Genomic DNA, 25,598 nt, shown 5'->3' with positions numbered 1-25,598 from the left:
TTCCAAATGCTCATGATGGTGTACTTTTCTTACCTTGCGTATAAGTCTCATCTTACTGACTATGCTTAGAAAATAGTCACTAGGAAGGGACGCTCATGTCTAACGTGTTTCACCGTCATTGCCACGCCAAATTGCCCACTATCGCCAGGGGGGAAGGGGTTTACCTGTTCGATAATCAAGGCCACCAATACCTCGATGCTTGCGGCGGCGCTGCCGTTTCAAACCTTGGGCATAGCCACCAAGTTGTTAAACAAGCCATGCTCGACCAGATCGAAAAAGTGCCTTTTGCTCACACGGGCTTTTTTACTAGCGAAGCTAGTGAGCAGTTGGCTGAGTTGATTTGCCAGCAAATGCCATCACAATTCAATCACGTCTACTTAGTCAGTGGAGGCTCTGAAGCGGTTGAATCGGCACTAAAGATGGCAAGGCAGTACTTTGTGGAATGTGGTAAGCCAGAGAAAAAGCAGTTTATTGCCCGCCAACAAAGCTACCACGGTAATACACTTGGTGCGTTGGCTGTTGGCGGTAATGAATGGCGGAGAGAACCTTTCAAACCCATCTTGCACCCAAGCCATCATATTGCGCCGTGTTATGCCTATCGTTATCAAAGAGAAGATGAGTCAGAACTCGATTATTCACTGAGAGCTGCCAATGATCTTGAGGCTAAAATTTTAGAACTGGGCGCGGATAACGTCATGGCGTTTGTTGCAGAGCCAATTGTTGGTGCAACAGCGGGCGCAGTGCCTGCCACTCAAGGTTACTTCAAACGAATACGAGAGATTTGCGATCGCTATGATGTGCTGCTGCTCATGGATGAGGTGATGTGTGGCGTTGGGCGCAGCGGTAGCTTTTTTGCTTTTGAACAAGAGCAAGCCGTCCCAGACTTAGTCTGTATGGCGAAAGGGTTAGGGGCGGGTTATCAACCTATCGGTGCCGTTGTTGCCAATGACAAAGTCTATCAAGCAATCGCGTCTGGTAGTGGATTCTTTCAACATGGGCATACTTTTATGGCGCATCCCGTCGCATGCGCAGCCGCCGTTGCAACCATTCAAACCATCGGTGACCAAAAGCTCCTGCAAGCCGTCAATCAACAAGGGGCGATGTTAAAAAGAGAGCTCGAATCGGCGCTTTCAAACTTCCCATATATTGGGGATATTCGTGGTAAAGGGCTGTTTCTTGGCATTGAGCTTGTAGCAGACAAAGTAAGTAAAATCCCGCTGCCTAATTCAACTTTGGCAGACAAAAAGATCAAGCAACAAGCGATGAAAAATGGACTGATGTGCTACCCAATGGGCGGCACGATTGATGGTGTAAATGGGCATCATATCCTTCTTGCACCGCCTTTTATCATCGAACGAAGCCACATTGACGAGCTAGTGGAAAAGCTCACTCGTACACTTAGAGAGGTGTCGCAGAAATGGCAGTGAACTCCCAAACTAAAAGATCTCGAATCGCGATTATTGTTGCGCCCAATGGGGCGAGAAAAACTAAGCAAGACCATGATCAATTGCCGATGACTATTGAAGAAATGGTTGCCGAGGCGAAAGCATGTCAAACAGCAGGGGCTACCATGATCCATTTGCACGCGAGGGATACGCAAGGCAGGCATTCTCTAGAGGTTGATGACAATTTAGAAATCTACCACGCGGTGAAAGCTGCGGTGGGGGATTCGATGATTGTTCAGCTCACGACTGAGGCTGTTGGGATGTATTCGCCACAACAGCAAATGGCGCTGATCAAAGCGGTTAAACCAGAAGCTGCTTCCTTTGCTTTGCGTGAACTGATTCCTGATGAGCAGAGTGAAGAGCAAGGTTTTGTCTTTTTTGATTGGGTCGCTGCTCAGGGCATTCTCAGTCAAATCATTTTGTATGATCAGGCAGACATCGATCGCTATTTCTCCCTACGAGAGCGAGGCGTTTTACCCAAGCACAACCAACACGCGTTAGTGGTTCTTGGCCGTTATCATGAGTCTCAACAATCTTCGCCATGGGATTTACGGACACTGCATTTAGAGCGATTTATCGAAGAGAACGTTAGATGTGCCGTGTGCGCGTTTGGCGTGAGAGAGCAAGATTGTTTAACCCATGCAATGCTTCTGGGATTGGATGTTCGGGTAGGCTTTGAGAACAACCACTTAAGTGCAGATGGTCAACCAGCGAATTGTAATGCGGAGCAAGTTCAACGACTAAAAGAGGTCAGTAAATTGCTCGAGTTGCCCCTGCATGATGCAGAAAGTTTTCGAGAGTCCATTTAGTCACGCATACAAAAAAGGCTCCAATCGGAGCCTTCTTCAAATTTAATCTTAGCTTTCAGTCTGAGGTACAGGCTGACGTGCTGGATGCTTGATAAACACCGCCACGATTGCTGCAATTGCCAGAGCAAAACAGTAGTAAGAGTTCGCGACAACTTCTAGTGGAGAAAGGTTAAATACCGAGCCCAATAGTAGAACCTGCGCACCGTATGGCAATACACCTTGGATAACACACGAGAAGATATCCAACAAACTTGCAGAGCGACGCGGTGAAACGTTGTTCTCTTCTGCCAGCTGACGAGCCACGCTACCTGATACGATGATGGCAACCGTGTTGTTGGCGGTACAGGTATTTACCATTGATACCAGACCAGCAATACCTAGTTCGCTTGCACGACCATTTGCTTCTTTCGAGTGGCTAGAACCAAACGTGCGGATGATGCCGCTCACTAGGTTAGTTAGGAACGCGAGACCACCTTGGCGACGCATAAGCTCACTTAAGCCACCAATCAGCATGGACAGCAAGAAGATCTCTTGCATGTTGCCAAAGCCTGAGTAGATGTCTTGTGCGAAGTTGGTTAGACCGTAATCATCGATAGAAGACAAGCTCACGCCACCCGCTAAAACGATACCAATAGTAAGTACGACAAACACATTCATGCCTGATACAGCAAGGATAAGAATCGTCACATAAGGTAGCACTTTCAACCATTCAATAGGGCCTGTTTCTGGTACTTGAGTCGCTGTGCTGTTGAAGGCAAAGATCACAAGCGCCACTAGTGCTGCTGGCAGTGCGATACGGATGTTCTCTTTGAACTTGTCCTTCATCTCACAGCCTTGAGAGCGTGTTGCCGCAATCGTTGTGTCTGAGATGATCGAAAGGTTATCACCAAACATTGCGCCGCTAAGTACCACACCAGCAGTCAATGGAAGGCTCATACCTGCTGATTGAGCAATGCCCAGAGCAACAGGCGCAACTGCAGCGATGGTGCCCATTGAGGTGCCCATTGCCGTCGCGATAAACGCAGAAATCAGGAAGATACCCGGCAAGATCATGCTAGTTGGAATCGCAGAGAGACCAAGGTTAACTGTCGCATCTACGCCGCCAGACGCTTTTGCTACCGCAGCAAAGGCACCAGCAAGCAGGTAGATCATACACATCGCGATGATGTCTTGATGACCAACGCCACGCATAAAGTGTTCGATAGAACGATTGAGTTTGTCTTTGCTCAAGATGAGCGCAAGGATCACCGCAGGTAATACCGCGATAGGCGCTGGCAATTGGTAGAACGCGAAATCAACGCCTTGCAAAGATAAGTAAGTGCCCACGCCAATAAACAGCGCAAGGAATAGCACTAAAGGTAAAAGTGCGACCGCTGATGGTGCGATTGCTTTATTAGAATTTTTAGAACCAGACATGTGAACGACAACATAATCAATAAGTAAGGCGAGCAGACTAATCTGACACCAAAGACTTGTCAACGTCTAGACGTCTAAATGGCTGGTTATTTTTAATCTAAAAGACCAATAAAAAAGGCTCACATAACATATCTTATTGATACCGTGAGCCTTTGTGGAATTATATTGGTTTAGAGCATTTACGCTTTTTTTCGTTTGAGAAGCGCGAAGATCATCAGCGAGAACAGCAGTGCTGCACTAGACCAAACCACGTAGCGATGATCGGTATAGAACTGGCTAAGGACGCTTAAATGCTCAAACGCGAAGTTGGTGAGCAAACTGAACACGGCAACCCAAATCGTGGTTGCAAGGGCGTTACCTAATAAGAACTCTTTGCGCGGCATCTTAGCAATACCGCAAGCAAGCGGCATGAACTGCTTCATCCCTTCCACGAATCGGCTAACAACCAAACAAGCAGGACCATACTTCTGAATTGTACTTTGTAGCTTCTGCATTTTGGGACCAGAAATATAGCCTTTCTTGTCTAACCAACCTTCAAAGTAATAGCCAATCAGGTAGCCGCACGTGTTGCCAAAAAAGCAACTCAACCAAGAGACTATCATCACTAGGCTAAGGTTCATGACATGCTCAGATGAGATGATAGACGCCGCAATCATCAGCGATTGCCCCGGCATCGGAATACCAATGCCTTCAAGAAAGATGCTGACGATAAGGGCGAGATAGCCATATTGCTCAAGCAGTGGCTTCATCGCCATCAATAGTTCATTTATGTGTTCCAAACGCTTTCCTCTAACAAAAGTGGAACGAAGCTGGAGTGATACTCCTGTTAGTTAGCTTGGTCAATCGACGTTGTTCTCAGTCAGTAAAATCTGACACGCCGTTGATAATAGTGATGCGTATTTAGTCTTTTAGGTTACGCCTTACTAAGTCGTGCATTTGCTTAATCGTCATCAATGCTAACCAGATGATCTCTTCGACAGATCGTTGACCAGCCGTTGAGGAGGGATGATCGGCATCGGTTTTATTGCTCAGTGCTGGCAGCTCATGCACGCGATTGTCACGAATCGTACTGATCAACGCATCCATCGCATCATGAATCAGGCGTTCGACTTGCGGTGAGCCTTGATAATGGGTGCCCGTTCTCACTAGAGGGATCAGCAAGCAGAGGTAGTGACTCAACAAGCGATAATGGCTCAACATATCTTCGTAATAATGCGGATCGGCGCGAGTGTGCCTTGGCTCTTGCTGCATCTCGTTGTAAATCAGCTCAAGGTCGCTTTCAGCAGTGAGCATAGCGGCACGTTGCTTAGTGAGCGCCATATGATCACGTTGCTCTGTGTCAACTTGTAACTGCTCATAGCAATACACAAATAAGCTTTTTGAACTATCGAGTGCTTTTAATGCTTGGGTATGAATCTCCTTACCTCGCCACTGCGGCCATAATAAGCCATAACCGAGTAGGACTATTGCGCCACCGACGACATTGTCGATCAAGCGCGGAGCGGCAAAGTCGAGCCCCTGGTGTGCCATGGTCTGATAAACCAAAATCAACAGTGCGGTAATACAACCAATCGCCAGCGAGTAATGACGCATAATATTGAGCATCGCGACGGGTAATAGGACAGCTATTAACACAAACAGGATGGTCGTTGGGACGCCAAGATGAATCAAGGAGGTGGCGAACAGTACCCCAAGCGCCGTACCTAAACAGCGTTGCCAGGTTTTACTTCGGGTTGCCAAGAAGCTCGGCTGAATCACCATCAACATGGAAATTAATACCCAATCCGGGCGAATCAATTCAAAGTATTCGGCAATCCCAGCTCCAAGAGCAAACATCAAACCAACGCGAGTCACGTGGCGCCAAATCGGGTTGCCTCGACTTGGTAAACGGAAAGACAGTTCGAATGGTTGCACCTCAAAGGAGCGTTGATAAGCGGGTTCATTGAACTCAATACGACGAGAAATATGCTTGACCGCGTATGCCCAGTAGCGAAAGCGAGGTTGGTCTTCTAGCTTCACCGCCTCAATCAAATCATGAGCTTCCTGTTCTAGTGAGCTCAAGTGTTCCATCTCTTCATGCGTGTTATGCAAAAGCTGCTTGGCTTTGTGTCTTAATCTTTGCTGACAGTGTTGGCTCCAAACCAAGAGCAGATCTCGTTTCGGTTTACTGGATTGAAATTGCTTGAGCAGATCAGGGTTGCTGGTATGGCTGCTCAAGATGACTTCAAATGTATCGAGCGCCAAAAACAAAGACTGGCGTAGAGAGTTGGCGTCCTCATGTTTCGAGCGAAAAGATTCTGATTGCAGCGCTTGTTGGAATAGTTCAATCAACTGATATTTGATGCGTCGTTTCGGGGCATCGTTTTCGCTTCCAAGTAAAAAAGCTTGGCGATATTGAATGTAGTCCGCTAGCGTCTCGTAAATCGCAGAAAGACAAACACGCAGCGCGTAATGCTTCCATAAGGCAAACCAAAGCCAACTGAACAGCGCAAAAGTGAGTGGCCCCAATACCAGCATAGGATAGAGACCAAGTACCGCGCTGGAATTATGTAGCGACAAGCTCACGACTGCGATCAGCAAGCTCGACATGCCAAGACGTCCCCAAAACGGACCATTCACTGCTGTACTGGCCAATACTGCTCCCATAACGCCGTAAGTCAGCCACAGCGGTAAGCCCATATTCAGCAGAGCATAACTGATGACGAGCGTAATGCTCCACGTAAAAGCAGTAATCGCAAAGCGTGTCCAGCGTCTAGGACCGGCAGTGTCTAAACCGCTGATCAATGCTGCAGGCATGGTCATTAAAGCTGTCATGGCGACATTGATTTGGTTGAATAGCACACCCAATCCCATGAACAGGACAATCGCGCTGGTGGCACGCAAACCAAGGTTGACAGAAGGGGAGTACCAGATTTTACGCAGAAAGGCAGGAGATAACGTCATAAACCCTCATTACAGTTGGCAACCCCTTCAGTGTAACGCGAATATCTTTAGATGTGCTGGCTTCAACCACAGATTGAAAAATTGAAGCGGAGTCGTTACTTAATCGACGCATCTCCAAGCTGAGTAAATAGCCAATCATTGAACAGCGATACTTTTCGCGCTGCGAGACGGTAGTTCGGTACAAACACGTAATAGCCATAATGGCTAAGCATACTCAGTTGTTGGATGTGGTAGACCTCATCTCTCGACATCGCCTGTTGCACCATAAAATCAGGCAGAAGAGCAAGCCCTTTGCCAAGCTTGACCGCTTCATAAGAAAGATAGAAATGCTCATGACCGACGGGGTGATAATGAATCGCGCTTTGCAGAGATTGTTCTAGTTTGAACTGCTCCCACAACTGCGGGCGTGTCGTTTGAGGAATAAATGCGAAATCCGCAATGGACTGTTTGTCGTTACATGTTGAAGAGCTTGTTGAGCCCGTTAGCAGTAGCGTTTCTTGACGCAACAATCGACCATGTTCGTAGTGACTAGAAAGAGGAAGGCAACGGATGGTGATGTCGCTGTCTACGTCTAACTGATTTATTGGACCATCACTGGTGCGAACTTTAACGCGGATATCAGGATGGATTTGATGGAATGCATCAATGTTTGGCACCAACCACAAACTGGCGAAAGAAGGCGTAACATCCACCACCAGTAACTCTTGCTCTGTGTCGGTTTGAATTAGGCTCGCTGTGGCATGTTGGATGATTTCCAACGCTTCAGTCACCTTGGGTAAGTAACGTTTTCCTTCTTCTGTGAGCTCAATACCATTGATACCACGCTGAATCAAAGGTAGCCCAACCAGTTGCTCTAACGTCGCAATCTGTTTGCTCACGGCACCTTGAGTTACGCACAAACTCTCTGCCGCTTTAGAAAAACTCAGCTGGTTAGCAACCGCAACAAAGGTTCGCAGTGCACGAATAGAAGGGTATTCACTGCCTTTTAGCATGATCTCATGTCCATTGATGAATGCTTAACCACAGACTAAGAGATTTTGGCTAGGAATCAAAGCGATGAGTTGAGGGGAGATACAAATTGCAGATACAAAAAGGGCCAACCCTTTCGAGTTGGCCCTTTCCAAACGTTTGGTGGGCTGGCGTAAGTTGATCTTGTTATTTAATGGTATGAATTTAATGGATTTGTTTGGATTTGATTTTTCGATTGGTTACCAAGATGGTTACTAAAAATCGTGATATCAATATCAAGCTGCAAAAAAAGGAGTTATCTTGATGTCGAGAACACAAGAAATGTCACATTTACTCACCCTAGTCCCTTGTGATTAAAAGAGGTATTTTATCGTTTCTTGAGGTTCTTTAGAGCAAGTTCATTCTTGTGCAATATTGAAGGTGTGTAACTTGAAGAAATGGAAATGCTAGCTCTAGCTTAGTTTATGCTCGGTTCTGTTTTACTATCAACCTGAATCGTCAGGTTGATAGTTTTATGATATTGAGACTGTTAGTCTGAGATTGCAGTTTCAACCCACTACTGGATTGTTAGATTGAAGCATGAAAGCTATGTTTGCAATAACAGGTTTTTTAATTAAAGCTGACAACCCTATTTATTAGTAATTAAATTAAGTTCTATATTTTTTCTATTAGTTATTTACGAATTGCTCGGTTACCAGTTTAAATTATTTTATTTTTAGATAATGAATTGTTTGACTTTTTAAACAACCTTTCATGCTCTTGGTCGATGATTTTTTGTAACGTAGTGCTGATATTGCTATAGCTATGATTGACTATTTGGTCTAGCTTATTCTTTGTCTCAGGTAGCATAGTCGTCGAAAAAGAAACCTTTCCATTATGTCGGTTTTTCTTGCTGCTCCACTTCTTGCTTATTTTAGAAATAATTGCTTGTTGTTCAAGATTAGAATTCAGGAGATCTAAAATTGCTTGAGATAACGCAGTTGAGTCATTAACTGTGCAATGTTCAAAGATTCCTATTTCTTTCTCAATATCATCTGTTTTGATTAATTCACCATAAAAGAATTGACTCTTTTTAAATAGCTCGTCTTTGTTTTTGTATTTTGTTATGAATTGTTCAAATTTTTTGTTTGCAAAAACCAGTTTCCATTTATCGTGTAATTGTCTTAGATAATCATCTATTACATCAAATAGCAAACATTTATAGTTTATGAAGTTAATGACTTGTTCTAACTTATTCTCCAAATGGTTACTCTTATTGTTGAAATAATTGTTCACATCCTCACTAATTATTATGTTTGACAATTGATTAATTTTACCCTCATTTTTCCTAAAGAATGCAAGACTATTCAGAGTCATTTTTAGGTACTCCGCTTCGCGGTTAAAATTTAATTGTATATATCCCCAAAGCCAGTTAATTACTCTTGATGACTTTTCGAGGTTGTTAAGCTTAATATCAAATAAATCATAGATTTTATTTTCTGTATTGTTTTTGGTTAAAAATAAATTTATTTCACTGATAGTTATTTGTTTACCATCGGGTGAATGTTTATTGTATTGATTAATTTTATTCTTAAACACATTTGGATTATCAGTTAGTGAATTTAGAAATCTACCTATTCCTCTACTCGATTTAGTTTTTTTATAAAGGAAGTGTCCAGCGTTAATAAAATCGATGTTTTGTTTTATTTCTATCTCTTGTTTTATCCCTTTAACTGCCATGAGTCTTAACCTTGTTGTTAGTGTTATGTTGCAAAATGTGCTGGTTATACTGTGGGTATTTGCGAAAGATAGTGCAAGTATTTGCGAGGTTTTTGCTTGGAACCTGTGATGCCTATTCACAGATTTTAATGCTTCTTGTAACCAGTTTACTAAGGTTTTAAAGGAGTATGTTATCACTTTCTATGACTCTAACTTCCGAGTTGAAAAGCGGCGTCAATCCTTTTTATGTACTACCTTCACCGAAAGAAACACTGTCGGTAATGTTTAATATATATCATTACCTATATCTACCTATCACTACTCATCTATACCAATATCCATATCTCTAAGATAGCAACTCATTGAGTATCTACTAAAAAATAACAGAGAACTCTCCTCTATGAACAAAAGGAGAACTCACATGACAAATCGTAAAAACAAACTACTTACACAAAAAGAATTCAAAGGAATAAACCTAACGTCTAGAGAAAAGGAATTATTAGAGGATAGAGTAAACAAGATTTATGAAGTACTAGTTCAAGCTACAAACAGCTTTCCTAGAATGTTTGCTTTTAGAGTGGATCTTAGATTTCCTCATGGTTATAAGTTTGGTGAGACATTCCCTTATATGAAGAAATTCTTTGGTTCTTTAGAAAGCCAAATAACAGAAGAATTAAAAAGAAGAAAACGGAGGTTTAGCTCTGTTAGTGAGGAGAGGCTTCGATATATATGGTGTAAAGAAATCGATAAATCAGATAACCCACACTATCATCTGGTTATTTTCCTCAATAAAGATAATTTCCAAAGTTTAGGCGATTTTAAACGTGTGATTAGAGATGAGCGCAAATGTAAGCACTTATACCAAATGTTATTATGTGCTTGGTCGAGAGTATTAGGTATTGAACTTGAAGAGGCTCATAGAGCGGTACACATACCAGAAAATGCAACTTATATAGTTCAGACTTTTGATGGAGAAGTGGTAGCGGGAAATGAAGAATTCACAAAATTGTTTAATCGTTCTATTTATTTAGCTAAAGCACGTACTCAGGCAATAGGATTGTCTAGGAGTTTTGGCCGAAGTAGTAAATAATTTATCGTATATTATGACGAGTGTGCATACAGCAGTGGATAATGATGTGTTGGGTGTGAAAAAAGAAAGGAGCCTAAGCCCCTTTCTTTTTATCTATCAGTTATTCTTATAGATAGTTACACATGCTTTCCATGGGAAATTAGCAGGTGCAGGTTTTACTGTGTTAACCGTAACGCAGTCTTCGAATGACTGACTTTCGAAGTCTACATCTGTTAGGCGATACCAAATATTAACGCCAGTATCAGTGTATTTAATATCTGCGATTTCACCGTGCTGGAATTCACCTGTCACTTCGAACGTCATCGGGCGACCTTGATAATCCACAGCACCAGCGCCAGCTGGACGTAGTCCTCCGATTTCATCAGAGCCGATATTAACACCGCCAGTGTATGCAAACACAGGTAGGTCTTTGTTAGGCAGTACGCCATCACCATCAACATCGATAAAGTAATCGATGTGCGGAATATCAAACTCAAGAGTGTTATCAGCGAAATACTGTTGAGTGTTTTCATAAGCGTCAGTTTTGTAGAGTGCAAGGTTATAGGTATTCAGAGCTTGTTTCATTTCTTCAAACTGAGCTGACTCAGGCTCTAACAACACCTGACCAATTTCATCAATTTGTTCCTCTAACGTGAGTCCGTTATCGGTAGCCATTTTTAAAGTACTGGTAGAGATAACCAGTAGCAGCGTACTGGTATCGCCAGAATTAGATAGGTTGGTGTTGTAGAAGTTAATATGACCTGACCATTGTTCAGGGGCATAGCTGTAAAGTTTCAGTAAGTCAGAAGTCGCTTTGTCTACCGCTTCGTTAAACTCAGTGCCAGCTTGTACTTGTGCCATGACAGATTGCTTCATCGCGGCCGTTGCAACGTTGAAGTTTACTTGTGTGGTTGCATTCATATCGACGAATGCACTCATACTCATCTGTTCGTCAGCATAGTTTGTTAGTTCGTTAAAGTAATAGCCGTGGGCAACGAGCTCAGTATACGGAGTGCTAAATCGCTCTTTCACGCTGTAGTTACCTTCATAATCTTCGATTTGAGTCGTGTAGCTGCGACCAGTTGGCTGGAGGTTTTGATTAAGCTCTTTGATAGTAACAACAGAGCCCGGCTGTAGAGGACCTTTCTGTACAGCACCACCAAATTGATACTGCTGACTAGAACCACTGTTATGTCCACCTGATGAGCCTCCACACCCTGTTAAGGCTAAAGGTACAGTAAGTGCAGTGACAAGTAAGGTTTTAGATAGGTTCATTCTATTTCTCCATAATGAGTGTAAGAGGGTGATATCGTGTTGAATTCAACGTGAGTGTCAGTCACATCAAATAGTTGCTGAACGTCCAAAGACAGTAGCGTTGCGTCGGTTTGGAGATCGAAGCGAAAGCTCGACATCGTGGCTTCATGGATGTTGCTTAGGGCGAGAGTGTTTAGTTTGCTATGCGTGTGTGTACGCCAAACGAGATAAGCGTTTCCGTGATGAAGTACAAGACCGACTGGTTGAACGTTAGTTAGATGTAGATGGTGGTCACCGTCGTTTATCTTTAATGAGATAAGACGTTGCTGAAGCGTCGCTAAACAAACAATTTGGAATACACCAACGTTAATGTATAGCGGCTCACCGCTCATCGCAGAGTCAGTAACATGCACTTTGGATGACCAATGACTTTGAATGTCTTTTATGTTTTCAGGTGCAATACCTGAGAGAAAGTTATCCAGTAAAGAAGTAAGGCTGTTAGGCAGTTGATGCTTGGTTGACTCGATTAGCCAGTAAAGCAACACCGCTTCATGAGCCGTGGTACTCAATGCAAGCGTTTCGGCTTTTTGGTAACCAAAAGGTTTATCGCGATCATCTATCATGACATCTGGAAACATGGCACAAATAGCGGACAGATTGCGTTGGATAGTGCGTAAGGAGCGCTCTAAACCAAGCGGTGAAAGCTGAGCTTGGATTTGTTTCGCGGTGATTTTCTTATTGTATGGAATAAGGTTGTAAATCGCCAAGATAAGCTCAAGGTGGTACTGAGTTTGGTTAGGTTGCGTCATGGTAAGCTCAACGAGGTTCGTTCTGTTGGGCATGACGATATCAAAAAGGTGCGACAAAGCTTGTCGTATCAATATCTTAGGTGAAATTGCTGCGACGAGAACTATCGCACTTGCGTCATGATGTGTCGTAATGAAGGGGAAGAAGGTCACTTTCCAACGATAGATAAATGGATCTCATCAAAAACTACTTTTGAAAGGTGACGAGCGAACGTTTTCATCCATATCTGCAAAAGATCTAGAACCTCTGGATGATTGAGATTAGCTGAGCCAGTATCCGGTTGGTAACACCAACCATTTGCTAAATGGAAATAAAGCTCAGGCTCTACTGAGTGCGCGCCTTCAAATGGGTAAGAAAAGCTAGCAAAGAAGACAACCTGCCAAGGCTCTGAACTTGAAGCGCGTTTGAACTGCACTTCAACAGGATGTATCCCTTGACCATTCCGATAGTAGTTCAGTTGACGACAATTCAAGACCAGTCGCTTTGCCTCATCGGATAAGTTGTAACGCGTGAACAACGCTTCTAGTTGCTGATGAAGTTGAGGTACTAACGACACGTCCCCATAAGTTGAATTGATCATAACCATCCCTTCTCTGCAAAAGAGACACTGTTTTCTCCAACCACAATGTGATCCAGAACTTTGACATCCACCAGCGCTAAAGTATCGACAAGCTTACGTGTAATGCGTTTGTCTGCTTGAGATGGTGATGGGTCACCGGATGGATGGTTGTGCGCCAGAATGACGGCGGCTGCGTTGACCTCCAAGACGGTTTTGACAACCTCACGTGGGTAAATACTGGCTGAGTCAATGGTTCCTTTAAAGAGCGGCTTGAACTCAATGAGGCGGTGCTGACTATCGAGCAGTAGTAGCGCGAATACTTCATGCTCTGAGCTGGCTAATTTAAATCGAACGTACTCCTTTGTTGCATTCGGATCACAAAGGGCATCACCGCGAACATAACGGTTAGCGAGGATTTCGGCGGCATGCTCTAGGATTTCATTTTCTTGGTATTTCTGTTGTTTTTGGTAGTGAAGGTTATCGGTCGACATAGGTCCTCCAAGAGTGAAACGATAGGAACTTCACTAAGAGGACATATATCTGAAAGTAATTGATTTGATGGGAGAGAAAGAGCTCTGAACGTTTTTTCTAACACACCGCGTTATCCCATGGGTAAAAGAAATAGGAGTCAATCCCATGAGATTTTTAAAGCTGAAAGAAGTAATGGAAAAGACCGCACTGAGCCGTTCGGCCATCTACAGAAAAATGAGCGAAGATGCTTTCCCTAAATCAGTCAATTTAGGTGATCGCGCGGTAGCGTGGGTAGAAAGTGAAGTTGATGACTGGATGGAGAGTATTCTATCGACACGTTGAGGTGAGGAGCGTAGCTGCTTTGATTTGAGTTATTTATGAATATATATCATCTAGATGTGCAGGCTTCTCTTACAAAAAAGAGAAGTTCAATATCATGTTATTTCATAGAAGGGGTTGCCGATGGCAACCCCTTTTTAATGCTCAATGATAAAGGAGTTTTTATGTCTTGGTATCAAACAGTTGGTAAAGCGGTCGCTGGTACAGCAAGCGTTGCAGGTGTGATCACCGCAGCCCCAGTATTTGGTGCAATTGGAACCATCACCGCTGGCGGTATTGTTGTGTCTGCTTTTGTTGGCACATCTGCAGCGTTAATCGATAAAGCGGTGCAATCGACACGTACACCACATCCCATGGTGACATCGAACGAATACTCTGACGACCAATAGGAGGACTCATTATGTCCAAACAATCTTCAATCCGAACTCAAATAGGTTTCCTTACTCATCGTATTTCAGGCAAAGCGTTTCCAGTATCGGAGCGGTTAGCGATATGCCTTGTCAGGGCACTCGCATCTCATATCTCGCTTAAGGGAGAAGTTGCAGAGTCATTACTCTCTGGTCATCGCGTGGTATTTAATTTTCGTGACAAAAGCTACAGTGCTGAAGGAGGCGGTTTTCGCCCTGTTGAAATTTGTTTGCTTCGAAACGCTGATGGCGATTGGCAATACCAATACGTGACCGAGTTTGCTTATATTGGCAATTATTATCCGGAGTTAGAAAAAGCACTGGATTTTGATTTCCACAGCTGCGGAGCGTATTCGTGCGGTATTCCTATGCGAAACCAACAAGAGGCAAATGAACTTTACCAATTGTGGGAGCATAACTTTTTGGCGTATTTGGAAATGGACGCTTACGACGATATCAGCATAACGTCAGCTTAAGTGCTGGCTCTTTTCTATCGATTTAACCGTGACACAACGTCACGGTTTTTTTATGCCCGGACATCAAGGGATCTTTATTTTGAACACATCTATAGAAGCGTCGAGAACGCAAAAGAAAATCAAACCGATATCGGTCAAGGTGCATTGGTCAGAATCACGTGAGTTTGATGAAGACACCCACTATGACTTTATGGACTTTGAGCGCAAAGCCTTAGAGGTCGCCAAGACCAATCCACGAGGTGGTTACGATAAAACAAAAGTCACGGTGCTTTTTGATAATGAAGACCGTTACGAATGCCGCTTAGATTTAGGCTGTGGTGGTAATGATGCTGGATTTGCGTCGCACTGCCTTAATATGCTGGCTTACTATCTACGCCACCAACACGACGTAGATAAACCGTGGTTGCACGATCAGCACCACCTATCACTCATTGACGCTATCCAAAGCTATGAGTTCGATACGGCGTTTGTAGAAAATGCCAAAAAAGAAATTGAACAGGCAGAAATGAATGCTAAAGCCGAAGATGAAGGCAAAGCGCAAGCAGAGCAACGAGAATGGGAGCGACAAAACAGGGAGCATCAAGAGAAGGAGAACGCATTCCAAGCATCACTGACCATTCCATCGTGGGCAAAGGCGGTCATTGTTGCTACCTACACGGATTACGATGCAGAAAATAGTGACCCGCACTCGGGCTACCACGCAACCAAGACGGTTAGAACCTTGATACTGGCGTGGTCCAGACATGCCCGTAATTTGTTTCCCGAACTTCGTAAGGCGTGTTTGAATCATCCGTCCACGGCTTTTCTTAATCATCCAGAGCAAAGTAATGAACACCGTGAAACGCACTGGTCGGGCGATGGCTACTACCTAACGGACATTAAGTACCTTCGCTATGGTTGGTCAGTTCGAAAGCATGTATTTTATAACGAAGCGCAAAAAGCGAAGTATGTGCCATTGGGTGAGTTAGTTATACCTGATTAGTCAGCGATTGAGGTGAAGCGCTTTATGCTTCACCTCAAGTCGTATTATTTTTTGTCGAAATATAGCTATCATATCCACGTTTTACCCCGTCTATTGCTTGAATTGATTGCCCTTGAAATTCGAAAAGCCTCTCCCCATATGGTGGGTATCACTTACAGACTAAAAAACATCCATGCAAATCAAACGAGATTTTGATTATTACTACAACCTACATCATGTGGTGACCCACTCTTTGCTTCACCTGCTTTGTAAAGTCTCTGCGACTGAGCGCCATGTTCCAGTGACGACTCGAAATGATATTCTCATTAAGTTCTTAAAGCCTAAGCTAACGGATAAATCGCTTGCCAATGTCAAGAAGGACATCAAACTGATGCTTAGTGTGGCGAGAAGAAAAGGAGGTAACTTAGAAATGAAATTGCATGAACTTAACTCTCAAGCGAATAAAACGAAGCTTGTTGGGGCAGAAAAACTCTACAACTTGCTGGTTTATCTCTACGATGCTGAAGGGATTGAATCTCGTTTATTCGATGAGGGGATGGAAGCGGAGGCGGGCATCCTATATATGCTTGATGAGCAAATAGAATACGGCTTTGATGACAGTCATAAACAAGTTACACCTCTCTCTATGCTTATCCAGCTAGAAAGGGCTCCAGAGCTCATTGATGTGATTAATCAACATGGTTTTTTTGTCGCAGAGATGAAAGAGTGGAATTTAGATACACACCAAGCGCATATCTTGGTACATCCAGTTAAGTAAATCGCAGAAATGCCTTTTGATGAAAAGCATAGAGCTCAGCAGTTTTTAATAAAAGCGCAAGCTAAATACGGTGACCTGTACGATTACTCTCAGGTTGAGTATGTAAACAAAACCACTCACGTCAAGATTGGTTGTTCAAAGCATGGTGTATTCTACTCTTCGCCGAAAAATTTTCTCGCTACAGTGAAGAAAATAGGGTGCCCCTATTGTAGCCGTGAAAAACGGTTTCAATATGAAATGAAGGACAATACACCAGCAAAAGAAACAAAAGGGTGTGAAACGGATCATTTTAATGTGCGTGGAGGTACAAAGAAGTATCCACATTTATTACTCAAAGTGTTTGATTGATAAAAGCTATTTATAACAAGCTTTGCGATTGACTTCACATGCCCAACTTTAAATGTACTCTCTGATGGTGGCAAGATATTGACTTGGTATGCTATATCATCGGTTAGGTCAGTAATGCCCAAGTATAATGAATCACAGATAAAGCTCCGTATTGAACGAGTCCTACAACGATATCCAACTTCAACATCACAAGACGTACGACAGCGTTTAATGCTTACAGTAAAACCGAGCTATCTATACTCTTATTTTGTCCCATTTTACGAGAGCGGGCGAATTGATGACCGTGCAGATATTCAACGAGCAATAAGAGCTATGATGAAAGAACATTTAGGGTTTAGTGTGATAGCGCAAAAGTTGGCTAGTGGACGTTATAATTTTTTGCAAGTGGAGCAAGCTTTGAGGCTTCTTCAAGCGGAATTTGACCATGTGGTGCAAACTAAGCGTTGTAAAGTAGCTCGCTTCGGTTCAGAGCGACCAATAGATGAACATCATCAATCTCAAGTGGTTATGTATTTACAAAAGAAAGGGCACCGATTAACGGATATCTGGAGTGTGCTGAGAGATGAGCGTTTTGAATTTTGAACTGGAGCGTACAGCGGGAATCGAACCCGCATCATCAGCTTGGAAGGCTGAGGTAATAGCCATTATACGATGTACGCGATGCTGATGTATCTTCCTTGAAGAATAATGTGGTGTCTAGTGCTTTTTACATTCGATGCCTTTTTGTCGCTTCAGATGTCTCGCTACAAAGATTTAATGTGAATAACTTCTCATAATGAGAGCAAGCGAAAATTAAGTCACCGTTCTTATCACTAATAAATCCTTCCTTTATTGAGTGCCGACAATCAATATAAGTCTGTGTTTAGATTAATAGCCTCTTTGAAGGGGCGTTTATCCTGTCAGTTCGTCACGATGCCCTTGCTGCATTACCTTGATACAGTTCGACTATTTAACGTGTGGCGGTGAACCTTTTCCGCTTACTTCCTCGTTGTCATAAGAGCCGAATGGTATGGTTAATGATGTAAATTTCACCTTTGATGTTTCCGGGTTCTCTGGTGTATTTAAAGTCGAAAGCTTTCGAATAACAGAGACAGTCTCTTCCCCCTTTGAAATGAACCTGACGGTGTTGTCCGATGATGATGCCATTACATTTGATATGTTAAGCCGAAAAATGGGCGTCCTAAGCTTGTTTGGTCAAGGTATGGGGACTGCTCGTCAGTTTAATGGCAGTATCTCTGAGCTTCGCTATTTAGGTTCTGGTCGCCGCTTCTCGCGCTATCATATTACCTTGGTTCCACACCTTTGGTTTCTCACTCAGCGCCAAGACTGTCGAATCTTCCAGATGCAAGCGGCTCCCGACATCATTCGTCAGGTCTTTGATGATGCAGGTATGAGCGATTACCGCTTTGAACTATCAGCGCAATACGAAGCGAAAGAGTACGTTCTTCAATACCGTGAGAACGACCAGCATTTTGTACAGCGACTAATGGCAGAGCACGGCCTTTGGTATTATTTCGAGCATAACGAGGCTGGACATACCATGGTCATCGTCGATAGCAACGATGCGATACCTGAGCTCATCAGTTCACCTACTAATGCTTCTTACCTAGGACCTGTGATTTATCATGCCCAAGGTGGTGGCACGCCAGATCGAGAACACATCTTCGACCTCGAACAAACGCATCGTACTCGCACTGGCATCGTCAGCTATGGCGATTACAACTATCTCACGCCGAAAATCCCACAAGGAAAAAGCGCCGATGAAGGCCCGAACTTTGATTTGCAGCGCTACGACTATCTTGGCCGTTATACATCACCGGATTTAGGGCAGCAGCGTGTAACGGAGTGGATGTCCGAATACACGGTGGACAGCCATCAGATTGAAGCTGCGAGCGATATCATGCGTCTCACCGCAGGCTACAGCTTCGATATCAGCCAGCACCCTCGTTCCAACATCAACCGTGATTACCTCATGTTAACGGTGATGCACACGGGTTTTAACCCCCGTGTACACGAAGAAGAATCGAGCGATGAGCCTACGACTTATCACAATCAGTTTGTCTGCTTACCAAGGGACGTAACATTCCGTGCACCTAAAATGGCGTCACCTGTCGTTGATGGTCCTCAAACTGCGGTTGTGGTTGGTCCTGCGGGTGAAGAAATCTACACCGATGAATATGGTCGCATCAAAGTTCAGTTCCATTGGGACCGCTACGCACAAAGCGATGAACATAGTTCATGTTGGTTACGTGTTAGTCAATCAATGGCAGCACCCAACTGGGGAGCAGTCTATCTACCTCGTATTGGGCATGAAGTGATTGTGACCTTCCTAGAGGGTGACCCAGACCGTCCACTAGTGACGGGCGCGGTGTACAACGGTTTACACACGCCGCCATACCCATTACCAGAAAACAAAACGCGCACCGTGTTCAGAACCCAAAGCCATAAGGCTGAAGGTTACAACGAAATGTACTTTGAGGATGAGAGTGACCAAGAAGAGGTTCACTTCCGTGCTCAAAAAGACATGAAGACCAAAGTGCTCAATAACCGTTACCGAGATATCGGTAATGATGAAGAGTTAAACGTCGGCAACAACCAAGAAAACAACATCTTAGGCGACCGTAAAGAAGTCATTGATGGGCATAAAACCTCCATTACCAAGCAAACCTTTATGGAGCAAGTTGAGGAAGATGTTCACGTTACTTACAACGCGAATGAATCCGAGAAAGTCGCCAACAACCGAGATTTATACATCGATGAAAATCGTCAGACCTTGATTGGTAAAGACGATTCATTGGACGTAGGTCAAGACCAAAATACGGTTATTAAAGCATCGCGCTCCATCGATGTGGGCGCAGACGACACACACAATGTCGGTAATCACCTCAGTGTTGAAGTCAACGGCAATACCTCTATCCGCTCTGATGGTGAAACAGCGGTGGTCTCTGCGGATGAAATCAAGGTGCAAGTCGGAGCATCCAGCTTAGTGCTAAAGAGCAGCGGTAATATTCATTTAAACGGCACTTCAATCACGATTGATGGTGCAAGTAACGTTACCGCTACGGGAGGCAAGGTAGACATCAATCCGGGCGGCGCGGCAAACGGCAACAGCAGCGTTTCCACAAGAAGGCCAAAGAAACCATCGTTGGCGATGAAAGCGATGCCTGTGATGTCACCAGCGGCGTATGCAGGATTAGTTGAAGATGGCACGTTACTGCAAGAGATTTGTGATTGTGGGAGTGGAAGAACATGCCAACTGCACAGCTAAACCCTGAATGGGACATTCAACTTAACGAGCCGCTATTTCCATCCGCTGATGAAAAGCTTTATGTGCTGCTTGAACCTACGCTGTGGTCGGACTGGGAGGAAATCCTATCGGAAGGCGAAAGTGTTCCACTTTTTGCTCACACTCGATTCGCAGCCTTGGGTAATGGGCCGGTATTGGCGGAGGTTGTCAGTAAACAAACACTCGAAAGCGTTAAAAGCCACCTAGAAATGACGCCTTCAGGCTCTCTTCTCTTTACCCCTAGCTCTGTGGATATGGCTAGTGTGGCCGAGTCCTTACGCCGACGCCTTGTTGTGCAGCATGGTAAGACACAAGCGATGATGCGTTTTTATGAACCTCGCAAACTGGTCTCTCTCATCGGGTCAATGACAACCCATCAAAGGCAGCAGTTCTTTCCATCGTTGACTCGTATTCAATGGTTTGACCGCGATTGGCTGGACGCCTCATGGCACATGCTAGAGCAGAGCACGCCATCCATTTGGGATTTAACGTCGTCGCAAACTCAACTCATGAACTTAATCTCAGCCCATTGGCAAGGAGTAAACGCCTAATGAGCCAAACTTACACCATCAAATCCGGTGACACACTGCTACAAATTGCGATTGAGCAAGAGGTGGACTTCACCACATTGCTTGAACTGAATCCTCAATATCAAGCAAACCCTGATTTTATTCGTATCGGTGAGGCGCTTACCTTGCCGGATGAATCGGCGATTGAACCTGTTGAGCCTACCTACCCGGTAGAGCCTGTATCAGCGATGCGTCCGTGCTCTAACGACGGCACATTGTTTGCGCCTCCGCTGTGTAAGAAGGGAGAGAGTGTTTATGATGTGGTCTTTATTACAGGCGATGGTCCGCTGGAATATTATTTATTAGACGAGAAAGCCAGCAACCAGCTAGAGCATGAAGCAAAGGAAACCGACCGTTTAGTCGAAAGCTATAAGACGTTATTAAGCTCTGCCCCTAGCGATAAAGAGGCGACCCGAGAAGCACTTGAGCAACATACCTTGAAGAGAACTGCGTGGTTTGAAGATGCCATGCACGCGGGTATTTTCGGTGATAACAGCCGCCCGTTAAGCCCTGCTTCACAACGTGCCGCCGCCATGAGAGCGGCGCAGCCCAAGCCAAACCCGAACCTCGATTTAACTCAAGACAGACTCACTTCACTGCAACAGCGAAAAGCTTTTGTAGAGCAATACCGCTACCGTTGGCTTGAAGAAACCTCGATGGAAACACTGAGAAAAGAAACCCTTCGTCAGTTAGACCGTAAAATTGATGCATTCAAAAAGCTAGAAACGAAAGCAAAACCCAAAGAAGAAAGCCCAACCAAACTTGGCATTGAGGCGAACAATTTCACCAATGATAAAACTCAGCTTGTGACACAAAAGGCCAAGCGTCATGTCGTTGAAGCCTACTCCATCAACCAAGGTCGTTACGTGTACCTTCGTCACGCCTTTTTTGAACGAGAAAAGCCACGTTGGAGCCAGTCTTACCATCACAGTAATGCCCACGCGGCGCTCAAGCGAGGGGACTTAAATCGTCTGAGTCAGGAGATTGCGAAAGACATCAAAGAGAGCACCAAAGAGTTTAAGGTCGAAGCGAAGTTTGCCGAATGGAAAGCAGACGGCGGTAAATTCCACGAATGGAAGTCCACTCAGAAATACTTAACGGAAAGTGGTGAAACACGATTTGCGATTAGCCCAGAAGCGCAGTTGCTTCGCTGGGGTGCTCAGGCCAGTGTTGCGACCGTGTTTGAACCCACGAACGGGCGAGTCGACATCGGTATTGGCGCAGAGGCCAGTGTATCGCTCGCAGAAGCCAAAGTCGAAGCCAATCTTTACCTTCCGTACGAGAAAGGTTGGCACATCCGACTCACTTACCTCGATGCAAATAAAAAAACAGCGACTCATTCATTTGGTCGCTTCCGTTTTGTCGGCAAAGTGGCAATTGGCTGCTTTACTGGTGCAATGGCGGAAGGCAGAGCAAGCGTTGCTGCGGGTGGGCGTCAACAAAGCAGAGATGTCAATGAATATGGAGAGAGCGTTGGCGTAATGTATTCACCGAAAGTGAACCTTGCCCAAGGGGCTAAAGGTGACGTCGGTTTTAAGGTGCAAGGGTTTGCGGGAATGCAGGCTAATGGTCAGTTAGTGGGTGGCGTTGAGTGGCTACCACCTAAAAATGCCTCTTCTTCAACAGATGAAGAAGGTACTCAAAAGGAAAGCAAAGAAGCAGAGTTTCAAGTATTAGCTGAAGTCAAACCAGAAGGTAATATTGCGTTTGGCGCTGGCGTCAACGCTGAGTTTCAACTGGCTCTAGAGGACGGTAAATTTTATGTCAAATGCTCAGGTCAGATTGTTTGTGGTTTTGGTGCTGGCGGCGGTTTTGGCGCGATGCTCGACACGACCCAACTCTGGGAACTGACCAAAATTATTTTACAAGGGTTGCAATACGTTGATTATCGGTTTTTGAATAATATTGACCGCAGAGCATATGAATACTTGGTTAACTCAACACTGGTTGCATTTGCTAGAGACTTGATTGCCGATCCGGCTCAAGTGTTTGAGAGGGTTCTATTAGAGGGTGAAGCAGAAGTAAATAACTTAAGGGCTTCATTCAATAATTATAAAGATCGCCAAGAAAAAGCTATTGCTCTAGCCACTCGTATTCTTGACGAATCGACATTGTCAGGTGTGCCATTCGAGCAACTGTTACCCGAGACTATTGGGATTATGCTCGATGTATTGGTTGAAGAGTTTTTGTTTAGTTTTAATGAGCAACAAGAGAGTGCAATACATAAATTGCTTTGCAAAAGCACTTACAGTTGGCATAAGTTTGAAGAGATTTTGCAACGCATGAACCCAGATGGGCGTGCTATTGCTGGTGAGAAAGCGATGTTTGATAACCTTGCGCGCATTAATGCAATTTTGGACAACACCCAGCAGCATGACTTTAACTTGTGGGTGACGCAGTTAGCAGAGAAAAATAAACTGGATGCTACCAGCAAGCCTTACACACCGTTAAGTGGTGAGGCACTTGCACGCAAGAAAGCCCAAATTACCGCACCTAGCGATGAATATCTGCCGTATCGATAAACCTAGCGAGAGGAAGTAGGTCGTTGTGACCTATTTCCTCTTTTTCGCACCATTACTTAGCTGGTGTGGTTTGCTGAAGCGCGCAACGAAAGCTTACAGATACATAGTATTTTTTTTCGACTGGGGCATGGGGAATACGTGAAAAGACCATAGTGGTTCCCGCCGCATCACGGCGCACTTTTTCTATACCCGACTCGGGACCTTGCGGGTTATGTTCTGGTGAGACAAGATAATAATCTTTGGCATACCAATCATTAACCCACTCACTGACTTGGTTCGACATACCAGCCACTCCTAATGGGTTAGGCGGGTACGCGTCCACATCTTTGATACTTACAGCTGCATTCACCTCTTCATCCGTGTATTTAATATAACGATTAGATACAGGGTCAAAGTAATGGTCACCTTGGAGCTGTGCATAACCATTGTTGGTTGCAAAATATACCTTTTCCCCACGACTTCTGGCGGCATATTCCCATTGTGCTTCCGTTGGTAGATCGAATGGTAATGCACTGACATCACCTAACCATTGGCAGTAGTCTTTAGCTTCTTGCCATGTTTTAGTTGGTGCTGCGTTGTTCTTAAGATCAGTCGTCAGAGTGTTGTACCATTCGCTATCACGAAGCACCTCATAATTGAGAGTCTTGGGGCCAAAACTACTTGCAACAGGTAATTTTTTAAGCTGACGCATCCACTCCATATCAATAAAACGCGTTTCAAATTTTGCAATCGAGTATGAGTCCAATGTTACCTTGTGCAGGTTATAAGCACCGGTTTCTCCGGTACTCGGGGAGCTAAAACACTGCACATCTGGTGACCAATCCATTCGACTTGGTGTGCCGCTTGGAATTTCGCATGGCGCACCAAAGTCCCCCATCTCGAAGCTACCACCTTCAACAAACACAAGTTCTTCAATCGCTCGTACTACGGTTTTTGCTGCTCTCAATTTTTGCTCTTGAGTTGCCTCTGGATAAAGCTTATTGATGTTCGACACAATCGTATCGATTTGCTTTTGAGATACGGTCTTGCTAGACACTGGGATTGCTGAACTCTCGCCATTGCACGCAACCAATAAGGGAAGCACACAAGCCATACCTAACCATCTGTTTTTCATTTGGTATTCCTTTTACTTTATGGGCATATTTTACGCAAAAATAAAAGGCGAAAACAGTTTCAAAGACACTGTATGACTAGTTATAACGACTTCGTTCCTGTTTTAGGGGGGGACATTGTCTTAGAAGCTACTTTGTGGTCAAGCACTGAATACTCCAAAGACAAGGAGTATTCAGTGCCATCAAATAGCAACCTTAAACTGAACCAGATTATGATGGCTAGGGGAATAAGTCATAGCTTGCCCTCTAAGTAACATAGGTAAAGAGATTCACAGCGATGACATATATTTGAAGTACAAGATTGGATGATAGCTAGGAGGGAGGGGCGCGATGAGTGAATAAGTGCTTTATCGTGTGTTTATTGATAAGTTTAGAGTGAATAGCCATCGTTAAATACTTTTGCTATGTGCTAGCTGCGCGAGAGTTTACAAACGAATATTAGAGTATGACTTTAATTTCGTCATAGCTCCCCTCTCGGACATGCTTAATAAAGCTTTTCTCCCATATTCGATATAAGTCCTCCACTTTGGATGATTGGATACGCTGCCAACCCGCTTCAATAGTGAAATAGAGTTGGTGACTAAAGTCGAAATCAATATGACGTTTTATCTCTGGATACAGATTCCCTACATAAGCGAAATCAGTGATGTAAATGATCGTTACATTTACCTTATTGGTTATGTTTAGACCAACTTCAACTGGATGGGAACCGCCGTTTTCTACGCTATAGCTTTTATCACGAAAGCTGAGAGTCAAGCGCTTGCTGGTGGCTTCCCAACCATCTGAAGCAAGTAACGTTTGACAGTGTTCGCTTAATAGTTGTTGAAACTGCTTGGATACTGGTAATGAAACGGAAGTGAAGTTTAGTGTTGTCATGTGAGCTTCCTAAGAAAGAAATTCATCGTCAAAGTTATTGAAGGAGGGGATATTCTGTTTTGGATTGGTAACATCGGGAGTTAACAGGCGAGGAATTAGAATGTTTACTTTGGAGAGTGTCTTGTGCATAAAAACTCCTAAAAATTAATTGGTTAAGGTATGCACGAAGGTAATATATATCTAAGTTTATTTTGTTTAGATGGGCTAGTCATAAGCGTTGTTTGTGCTAGAGATTGGTGAAGCTACAAGTGTGGCTTTCTCATTGAGAAACCTTGGGAATCATTAAATTCATTGATGATCAAATAAACGATAGAAAAGGAAGAGCAGAGTGTGGCGTGCTTTATGGATTTTACGGTTAGTTTGTTCGTTAACCAGAGAGTGCTATTAGTCATTCCATTCGATTCATAGTTCGATGTGGTTAGGGTACAATGCCCATCAGTCGAGACCAGTCATTATGACGTATTTATTGATTTACGTATTTGGT

The 25,598-nt window shown here is 44.1% G+C and carries 24 protein-coding genes and 1 tRNA gene; 13 read left to right on the top strand and 12 right to left on the bottom strand.

What is annotated here, in order from left to right:
• Positions 1-95 precede the first annotated feature (95 nt).
• Positions 96-1,427, top strand: coding sequence for an aspartate aminotransferase family protein (locus ACLIIY_RS12045; RefSeq protein WP_434527653.1), 1,332 nt, complete (start codon positions 96-98; stop codon positions 1,425-1,427).
• A complete protein-coding gene (locus ACLIIY_RS12040) occupies positions 1,418-2,254 on the top strand; it encodes a 3-keto-5-aminohexanoate cleavage protein (protein ID WP_434527652.1) in 837 nt (278 codons plus the stop codon). Before ACLIIY_RS12045 ends, ACLIIY_RS12040 begins: the two co-directional genes overlap by 10 nt.
• A 48-nt stretch (positions 2,255-2,302) precedes the next feature.
• On the opposite strand, the gene ACLIIY_RS12035 is transcribed toward ACLIIY_RS12040, so the two are convergent.
• The 5 genes from ACLIIY_RS12035 to ACLIIY_RS12015 form a co-directional block, all read right to left on the bottom strand.
• Positions 2,303-3,670, bottom strand: a complete 1,368-nt coding sequence (locus ACLIIY_RS12035; protein ID WP_005447666.1) for a Na+/H+ antiporter NhaC family protein — start codon at positions 3,668-3,670, stop codon at positions 2,303-2,305.
• Between the two features lie 179 nt (positions 3,671-3,849).
• Positions 3,850-4,425, bottom strand: a complete 576-nt coding sequence (locus ACLIIY_RS12030) for a DedA family protein (protein ID WP_005440257.1) — start codon at positions 4,423-4,425, stop codon at positions 3,850-3,852.
• A 145-nt stretch (positions 4,426-4,570) separates the two neighbouring features.
• Complete coding sequence (locus ACLIIY_RS12025) at positions 4,571-6,613, bottom strand: FUSC family protein (RefSeq protein WP_434527651.1); 2,043 nt, start codon at positions 6,611-6,613, stop codon at positions 4,571-4,573.
• 95 nt (positions 6,614-6,708) lie between these two features.
• Positions 6,709-7,605, bottom strand: a complete 897-nt coding sequence (locus ACLIIY_RS12020; RefSeq protein WP_434527650.1) for a LysR family transcriptional regulator — start codon at positions 7,603-7,605, stop codon at positions 6,709-6,711.
• Between the two features lie 676 nt (positions 7,606-8,281).
• A complete protein-coding gene (locus ACLIIY_RS12015) occupies positions 8,282-9,301 on the bottom strand; it encodes a hypothetical protein (RefSeq protein WP_156216619.1) in 1,020 nt (339 codons plus the stop codon).
• 400 nt (positions 9,302-9,701) lie between these two features.
• Between ACLIIY_RS12015 and ACLIIY_RS12010 the strand changes: the two genes are divergently transcribed.
• Positions 9,702-10,370, top strand: coding sequence for an inovirus Gp2 family protein (locus ACLIIY_RS12010; protein WP_196952893.1), 669 nt, complete (start codon positions 9,702-9,704; stop codon positions 10,368-10,370).
• Between the two features lie 96 nt (positions 10,371-10,466).
• Here ACLIIY_RS12010 and ACLIIY_RS12005 read toward each other — a convergent pair whose 3' ends face one another.
• From ACLIIY_RS12005 to radC, 4 genes are all read right to left on the bottom strand, one after another.
• Positions 10,467-11,624: a hypothetical protein gene (locus ACLIIY_RS12005; RefSeq protein WP_156216615.1), complete on the bottom strand. Its 1,158-nt coding sequence runs from the start codon at positions 11,622-11,624 to the stop codon at positions 10,467-10,469.
• Positions 11,621-12,445, bottom strand: a complete 825-nt coding sequence (locus tag ACLIIY_RS12000; RefSeq protein ID WP_156216613.1) for a helix-turn-helix transcriptional regulator — start codon at positions 12,443-12,445, stop codon at positions 11,621-11,623. Before ACLIIY_RS12000 ends, ACLIIY_RS12005 begins: the two co-directional genes overlap by 4 nt.
• Positions 12,446-12,558: 113 nt before the next feature.
• Positions 12,559-12,990: a DUF2787 domain-containing protein gene (locus tag ACLIIY_RS11995; RefSeq protein ID WP_039548379.1), complete on the bottom strand. Its 432-nt coding sequence runs from the start codon at positions 12,988-12,990 to the stop codon at positions 12,559-12,561.
• Positions 12,987-13,460, bottom strand: coding sequence for a RadC family protein (radC, locus tag ACLIIY_RS11990; protein WP_156216611.1), 474 nt, complete (start codon positions 13,458-13,460; stop codon positions 12,987-12,989). Before radC ends, ACLIIY_RS11995 begins: the two co-directional genes overlap by 4 nt.
• Positions 13,461-13,605: 145 nt before the next feature.
• On the opposite strand from radC, the gene ACLIIY_RS11985 reads away from it, so the two are divergent.
• The 7 genes from ACLIIY_RS11985 to ACLIIY_RS11955 all read left to right on the top strand — a co-directional run bounded on the left by ACLIIY_RS11985 (position 13,606) and on the right by ACLIIY_RS11955 (position 17,331).
• Complete coding sequence (locus tag ACLIIY_RS11985; RefSeq protein WP_039540865.1) at positions 13,606-13,782, top strand: AlpA family transcriptional regulator; 177 nt, start codon at positions 13,606-13,608, stop codon at positions 13,780-13,782.
• A gap of 161 nt (positions 13,783-13,943) precedes the next feature.
• Positions 13,944-14,168 (top strand): hypothetical protein, encoded by a 225-nt coding sequence (locus ACLIIY_RS11980; protein ID WP_039540862.1) that lies wholly within the window; start codon positions 13,944-13,946, stop codon positions 14,166-14,168.
• 11 nt (positions 14,169-14,179) lie between these two features.
• Positions 14,180-14,662 (top strand): DUF2787 domain-containing protein, encoded by a 483-nt coding sequence (locus tag ACLIIY_RS11975; RefSeq protein WP_156216610.1) that lies wholly within the window; start codon positions 14,180-14,182, stop codon positions 14,660-14,662.
• A 79-nt stretch (positions 14,663-14,741) separates the two neighbouring features.
• Positions 14,742-15,644, top strand: a complete 903-nt coding sequence (locus ACLIIY_RS11970) for an LPD25 domain-containing protein (RefSeq protein WP_224067055.1) — start codon at positions 14,742-14,744, stop codon at positions 15,642-15,644.
• 172 nt (positions 15,645-15,816) lie between these two features.
• Positions 15,817-16,401 carry a DUF2913 family protein gene (locus ACLIIY_RS11965; protein WP_156216608.1) on the top strand — a complete coding sequence of 195 codons (585 nt, stop codon included), beginning with the start codon at positions 15,817-15,819 and terminating at the stop codon, positions 16,399-16,401.
• 9 nt (positions 16,402-16,410) lie between these two features.
• Complete coding sequence (locus tag ACLIIY_RS11960; protein WP_156216606.1) at positions 16,411-16,749, top strand: hypothetical protein; 339 nt, start codon at positions 16,411-16,413, stop codon at positions 16,747-16,749.
• A gap of 210 nt (positions 16,750-16,959) precedes the next feature.
• Positions 16,960-17,331, top strand: a complete 372-nt coding sequence (locus ACLIIY_RS11955) for a RecX family transcriptional regulator (RefSeq protein ID WP_224067057.1) — start codon at positions 16,960-16,962, stop codon at positions 17,329-17,331.
• Positions 17,332-17,333: 2 nt separating this feature from the next.
• On the opposite strand, the gene ACLIIY_RS11950 is transcribed toward ACLIIY_RS11955, so the two are convergent.
• Positions 17,334-17,408: transfer RNA gene (locus tag ACLIIY_RS11950), tRNA-Gly, on the bottom strand.
• Positions 17,409-17,758: 350 nt separating this feature from the next.
• On the opposite strand from ACLIIY_RS11950, the gene tssI reads away from it, so the two are divergent.
• From tssI to ACLIIY_RS11935, 3 genes are read left to right on the top strand one after another with little or no spacing between them, the layout of a single operon-like run.
• A complete protein-coding gene (gene tssI, locus ACLIIY_RS11945) occupies positions 17,759-20,017 on the top strand; it encodes a type VI secretion system tip protein VgrG (protein WP_156216597.1) in 2,259 nt (752 codons plus the stop codon).
• Complete coding sequence (locus ACLIIY_RS11940; protein ID WP_156216596.1) at positions 19,999-20,586, top strand: DUF4123 domain-containing protein; 588 nt, start codon at positions 19,999-20,001, stop codon at positions 20,584-20,586. The genes tssI and ACLIIY_RS11940 overlap by 19 nt, the downstream gene beginning before the upstream one ends.
• Positions 20,586-23,126, top strand: coding sequence for a LysM peptidoglycan-binding domain-containing protein (locus ACLIIY_RS11935; RefSeq protein WP_156216594.1), 2,541 nt, complete (start codon positions 20,586-20,588; stop codon positions 23,124-23,126). Before ACLIIY_RS11940 ends, ACLIIY_RS11935 begins: the two co-directional genes overlap by 1 nt.
• A 52-nt stretch (positions 23,127-23,178) precedes the next feature.
• On the opposite strand, the gene ACLIIY_RS11930 is transcribed toward ACLIIY_RS11935, so the two are convergent.
• A complete protein-coding gene (locus tag ACLIIY_RS11930) occupies positions 23,179-24,240 on the bottom strand; it encodes a formylglycine-generating enzyme family protein (protein WP_156216592.1) in 1,062 nt (353 codons plus the stop codon).
• Between the two features lie 436 nt (positions 24,241-24,676).
• Positions 24,677-25,114 (bottom strand): DUF2787 family protein, encoded by a 438-nt coding sequence (locus ACLIIY_RS11925; RefSeq protein WP_140252924.1) that lies wholly within the window; start codon positions 25,112-25,114, stop codon positions 24,677-24,679.
• Positions 25,115-25,598: the final 484 nt, after the last annotated feature.

It is taken from the genome of Vibrio sp. K4 (assembly GCF_051122595.1).
Taxonomy (GTDB): domain Bacteria; phylum Pseudomonadota; class Gammaproteobacteria; order Enterobacterales; family Vibrionaceae; genus Vibrio; species Vibrio owensii.
The sequence above is the reverse complement of the archived record's forward strand: the minus strand, read 5'-3'. Positions and strand labels throughout refer to the sequence as shown.

Coding starts and splice junctions, on each gene's coding strand:
- ACLIIY_RS12045 (WP_434527653.1), top strand. CDS start 96: ATGTCTAACGTGTTTCACCGTCATTGCCACGCCAAATTGCCCACTATC.
- ACLIIY_RS12040 (WP_434527652.1), top strand. CDS start 1,418: ATGGCAGTGAACTCCCAAACTAAAAGATCTCGAATCGCGATTATTGTT.
- ACLIIY_RS12035 (WP_005447666.1), bottom strand. CDS start 3,670: ATGTCTGGTTCTAAAAATTCTAATAAAGCAATCGCACCATCAGCGGTC.
- ACLIIY_RS12030 (WP_005440257.1), bottom strand. CDS start 4,425: ATGGCGATGAAGCCACTGCTTGAGCAATATGGCTATCTCGCCCTTATC.
- ACLIIY_RS12025 (WP_434527651.1), bottom strand. CDS start 6,613: ATGACGTTATCTCCTGCCTTTCTGCGTAAAATCTGGTACTCCCCTTCT.
- ACLIIY_RS12020 (WP_434527650.1), bottom strand. CDS start 7,605: ATGCTAAAAGGCAGTGAATACCCTTCTATTCGTGCACTGCGAACCTTT.
- ACLIIY_RS12015 (WP_156216619.1), bottom strand. CDS start 9,301: ATGGCAGTTAAAGGGATAAAACAAGAGATAGAAATAAAACAAAACATC.
- ACLIIY_RS12010 (WP_196952893.1), top strand. CDS start 9,702: ATGACAAATCGTAAAAACAAACTACTTACACAAAAAGAATTCAAAGGA.
- ACLIIY_RS12005 (WP_156216615.1), bottom strand. CDS start 11,624: ATGAACCTATCTAAAACCTTACTTGTCACTGCACTTACTGTACCTTTA.
- ACLIIY_RS12000 (WP_156216613.1), bottom strand. CDS start 12,445: ATGCCCAACAGAACGAACCTCGTTGAGCTTACCATGACGCAACCTAAC.
- ACLIIY_RS11995 (WP_039548379.1), bottom strand. CDS start 12,990: ATGATCAATTCAACTTATGGGGACGTGTCGTTAGTACCTCAACTTCAT.
- radC (WP_156216611.1), bottom strand. CDS start 13,460: ATGTCGACCGATAACCTTCACTACCAAAAACAACAGAAATACCAAGAA.
- ACLIIY_RS11985 (WP_039540865.1), top strand. CDS start 13,606: ATGAGATTTTTAAAGCTGAAAGAAGTAATGGAAAAGACCGCACTGAGC.
- ACLIIY_RS11980 (WP_039540862.1), top strand. CDS start 13,944: ATGTCTTGGTATCAAACAGTTGGTAAAGCGGTCGCTGGTACAGCAAGC.
- ACLIIY_RS11975 (WP_156216610.1), top strand. CDS start 14,180: ATGTCCAAACAATCTTCAATCCGAACTCAAATAGGTTTCCTTACTCAT.
- ACLIIY_RS11965 (WP_156216608.1), top strand. CDS start 15,817: ATGCAAATCAAACGAGATTTTGATTATTACTACAACCTACATCATGTG.
- ACLIIY_RS11960 (WP_156216606.1), top strand. CDS start 16,411: ATGCCTTTTGATGAAAAGCATAGAGCTCAGCAGTTTTTAATAAAAGCG.
- ACLIIY_RS11955 (WP_224067057.1), top strand. CDS start 16,960: ATGCTTACAGTAAAACCGAGCTATCTATACTCTTATTTTGTCCCATTT.
- tssI (WP_156216597.1), top strand. CDS start 17,759: ATGGTTAATGATGTAAATTTCACCTTTGATGTTTCCGGGTTCTCTGGT.
- ACLIIY_RS11940 (WP_156216596.1), top strand. CDS start 19,999: ATGCCAACTGCACAGCTAAACCCTGAATGGGACATTCAACTTAACGAG.
- ACLIIY_RS11935 (WP_156216594.1), top strand. CDS start 20,586: ATGAGCCAAACTTACACCATCAAATCCGGTGACACACTGCTACAAATT.
- ACLIIY_RS11930 (WP_156216592.1), bottom strand. CDS start 24,240: ATGAAAAACAGATGGTTAGGTATGGCTTGTGTGCTTCCCTTATTGGTT.
- ACLIIY_RS11925 (WP_140252924.1), bottom strand. CDS start 25,114: ATGACAACACTAAACTTCACTTCCGTTTCATTACCAGTATCCAAGCAG.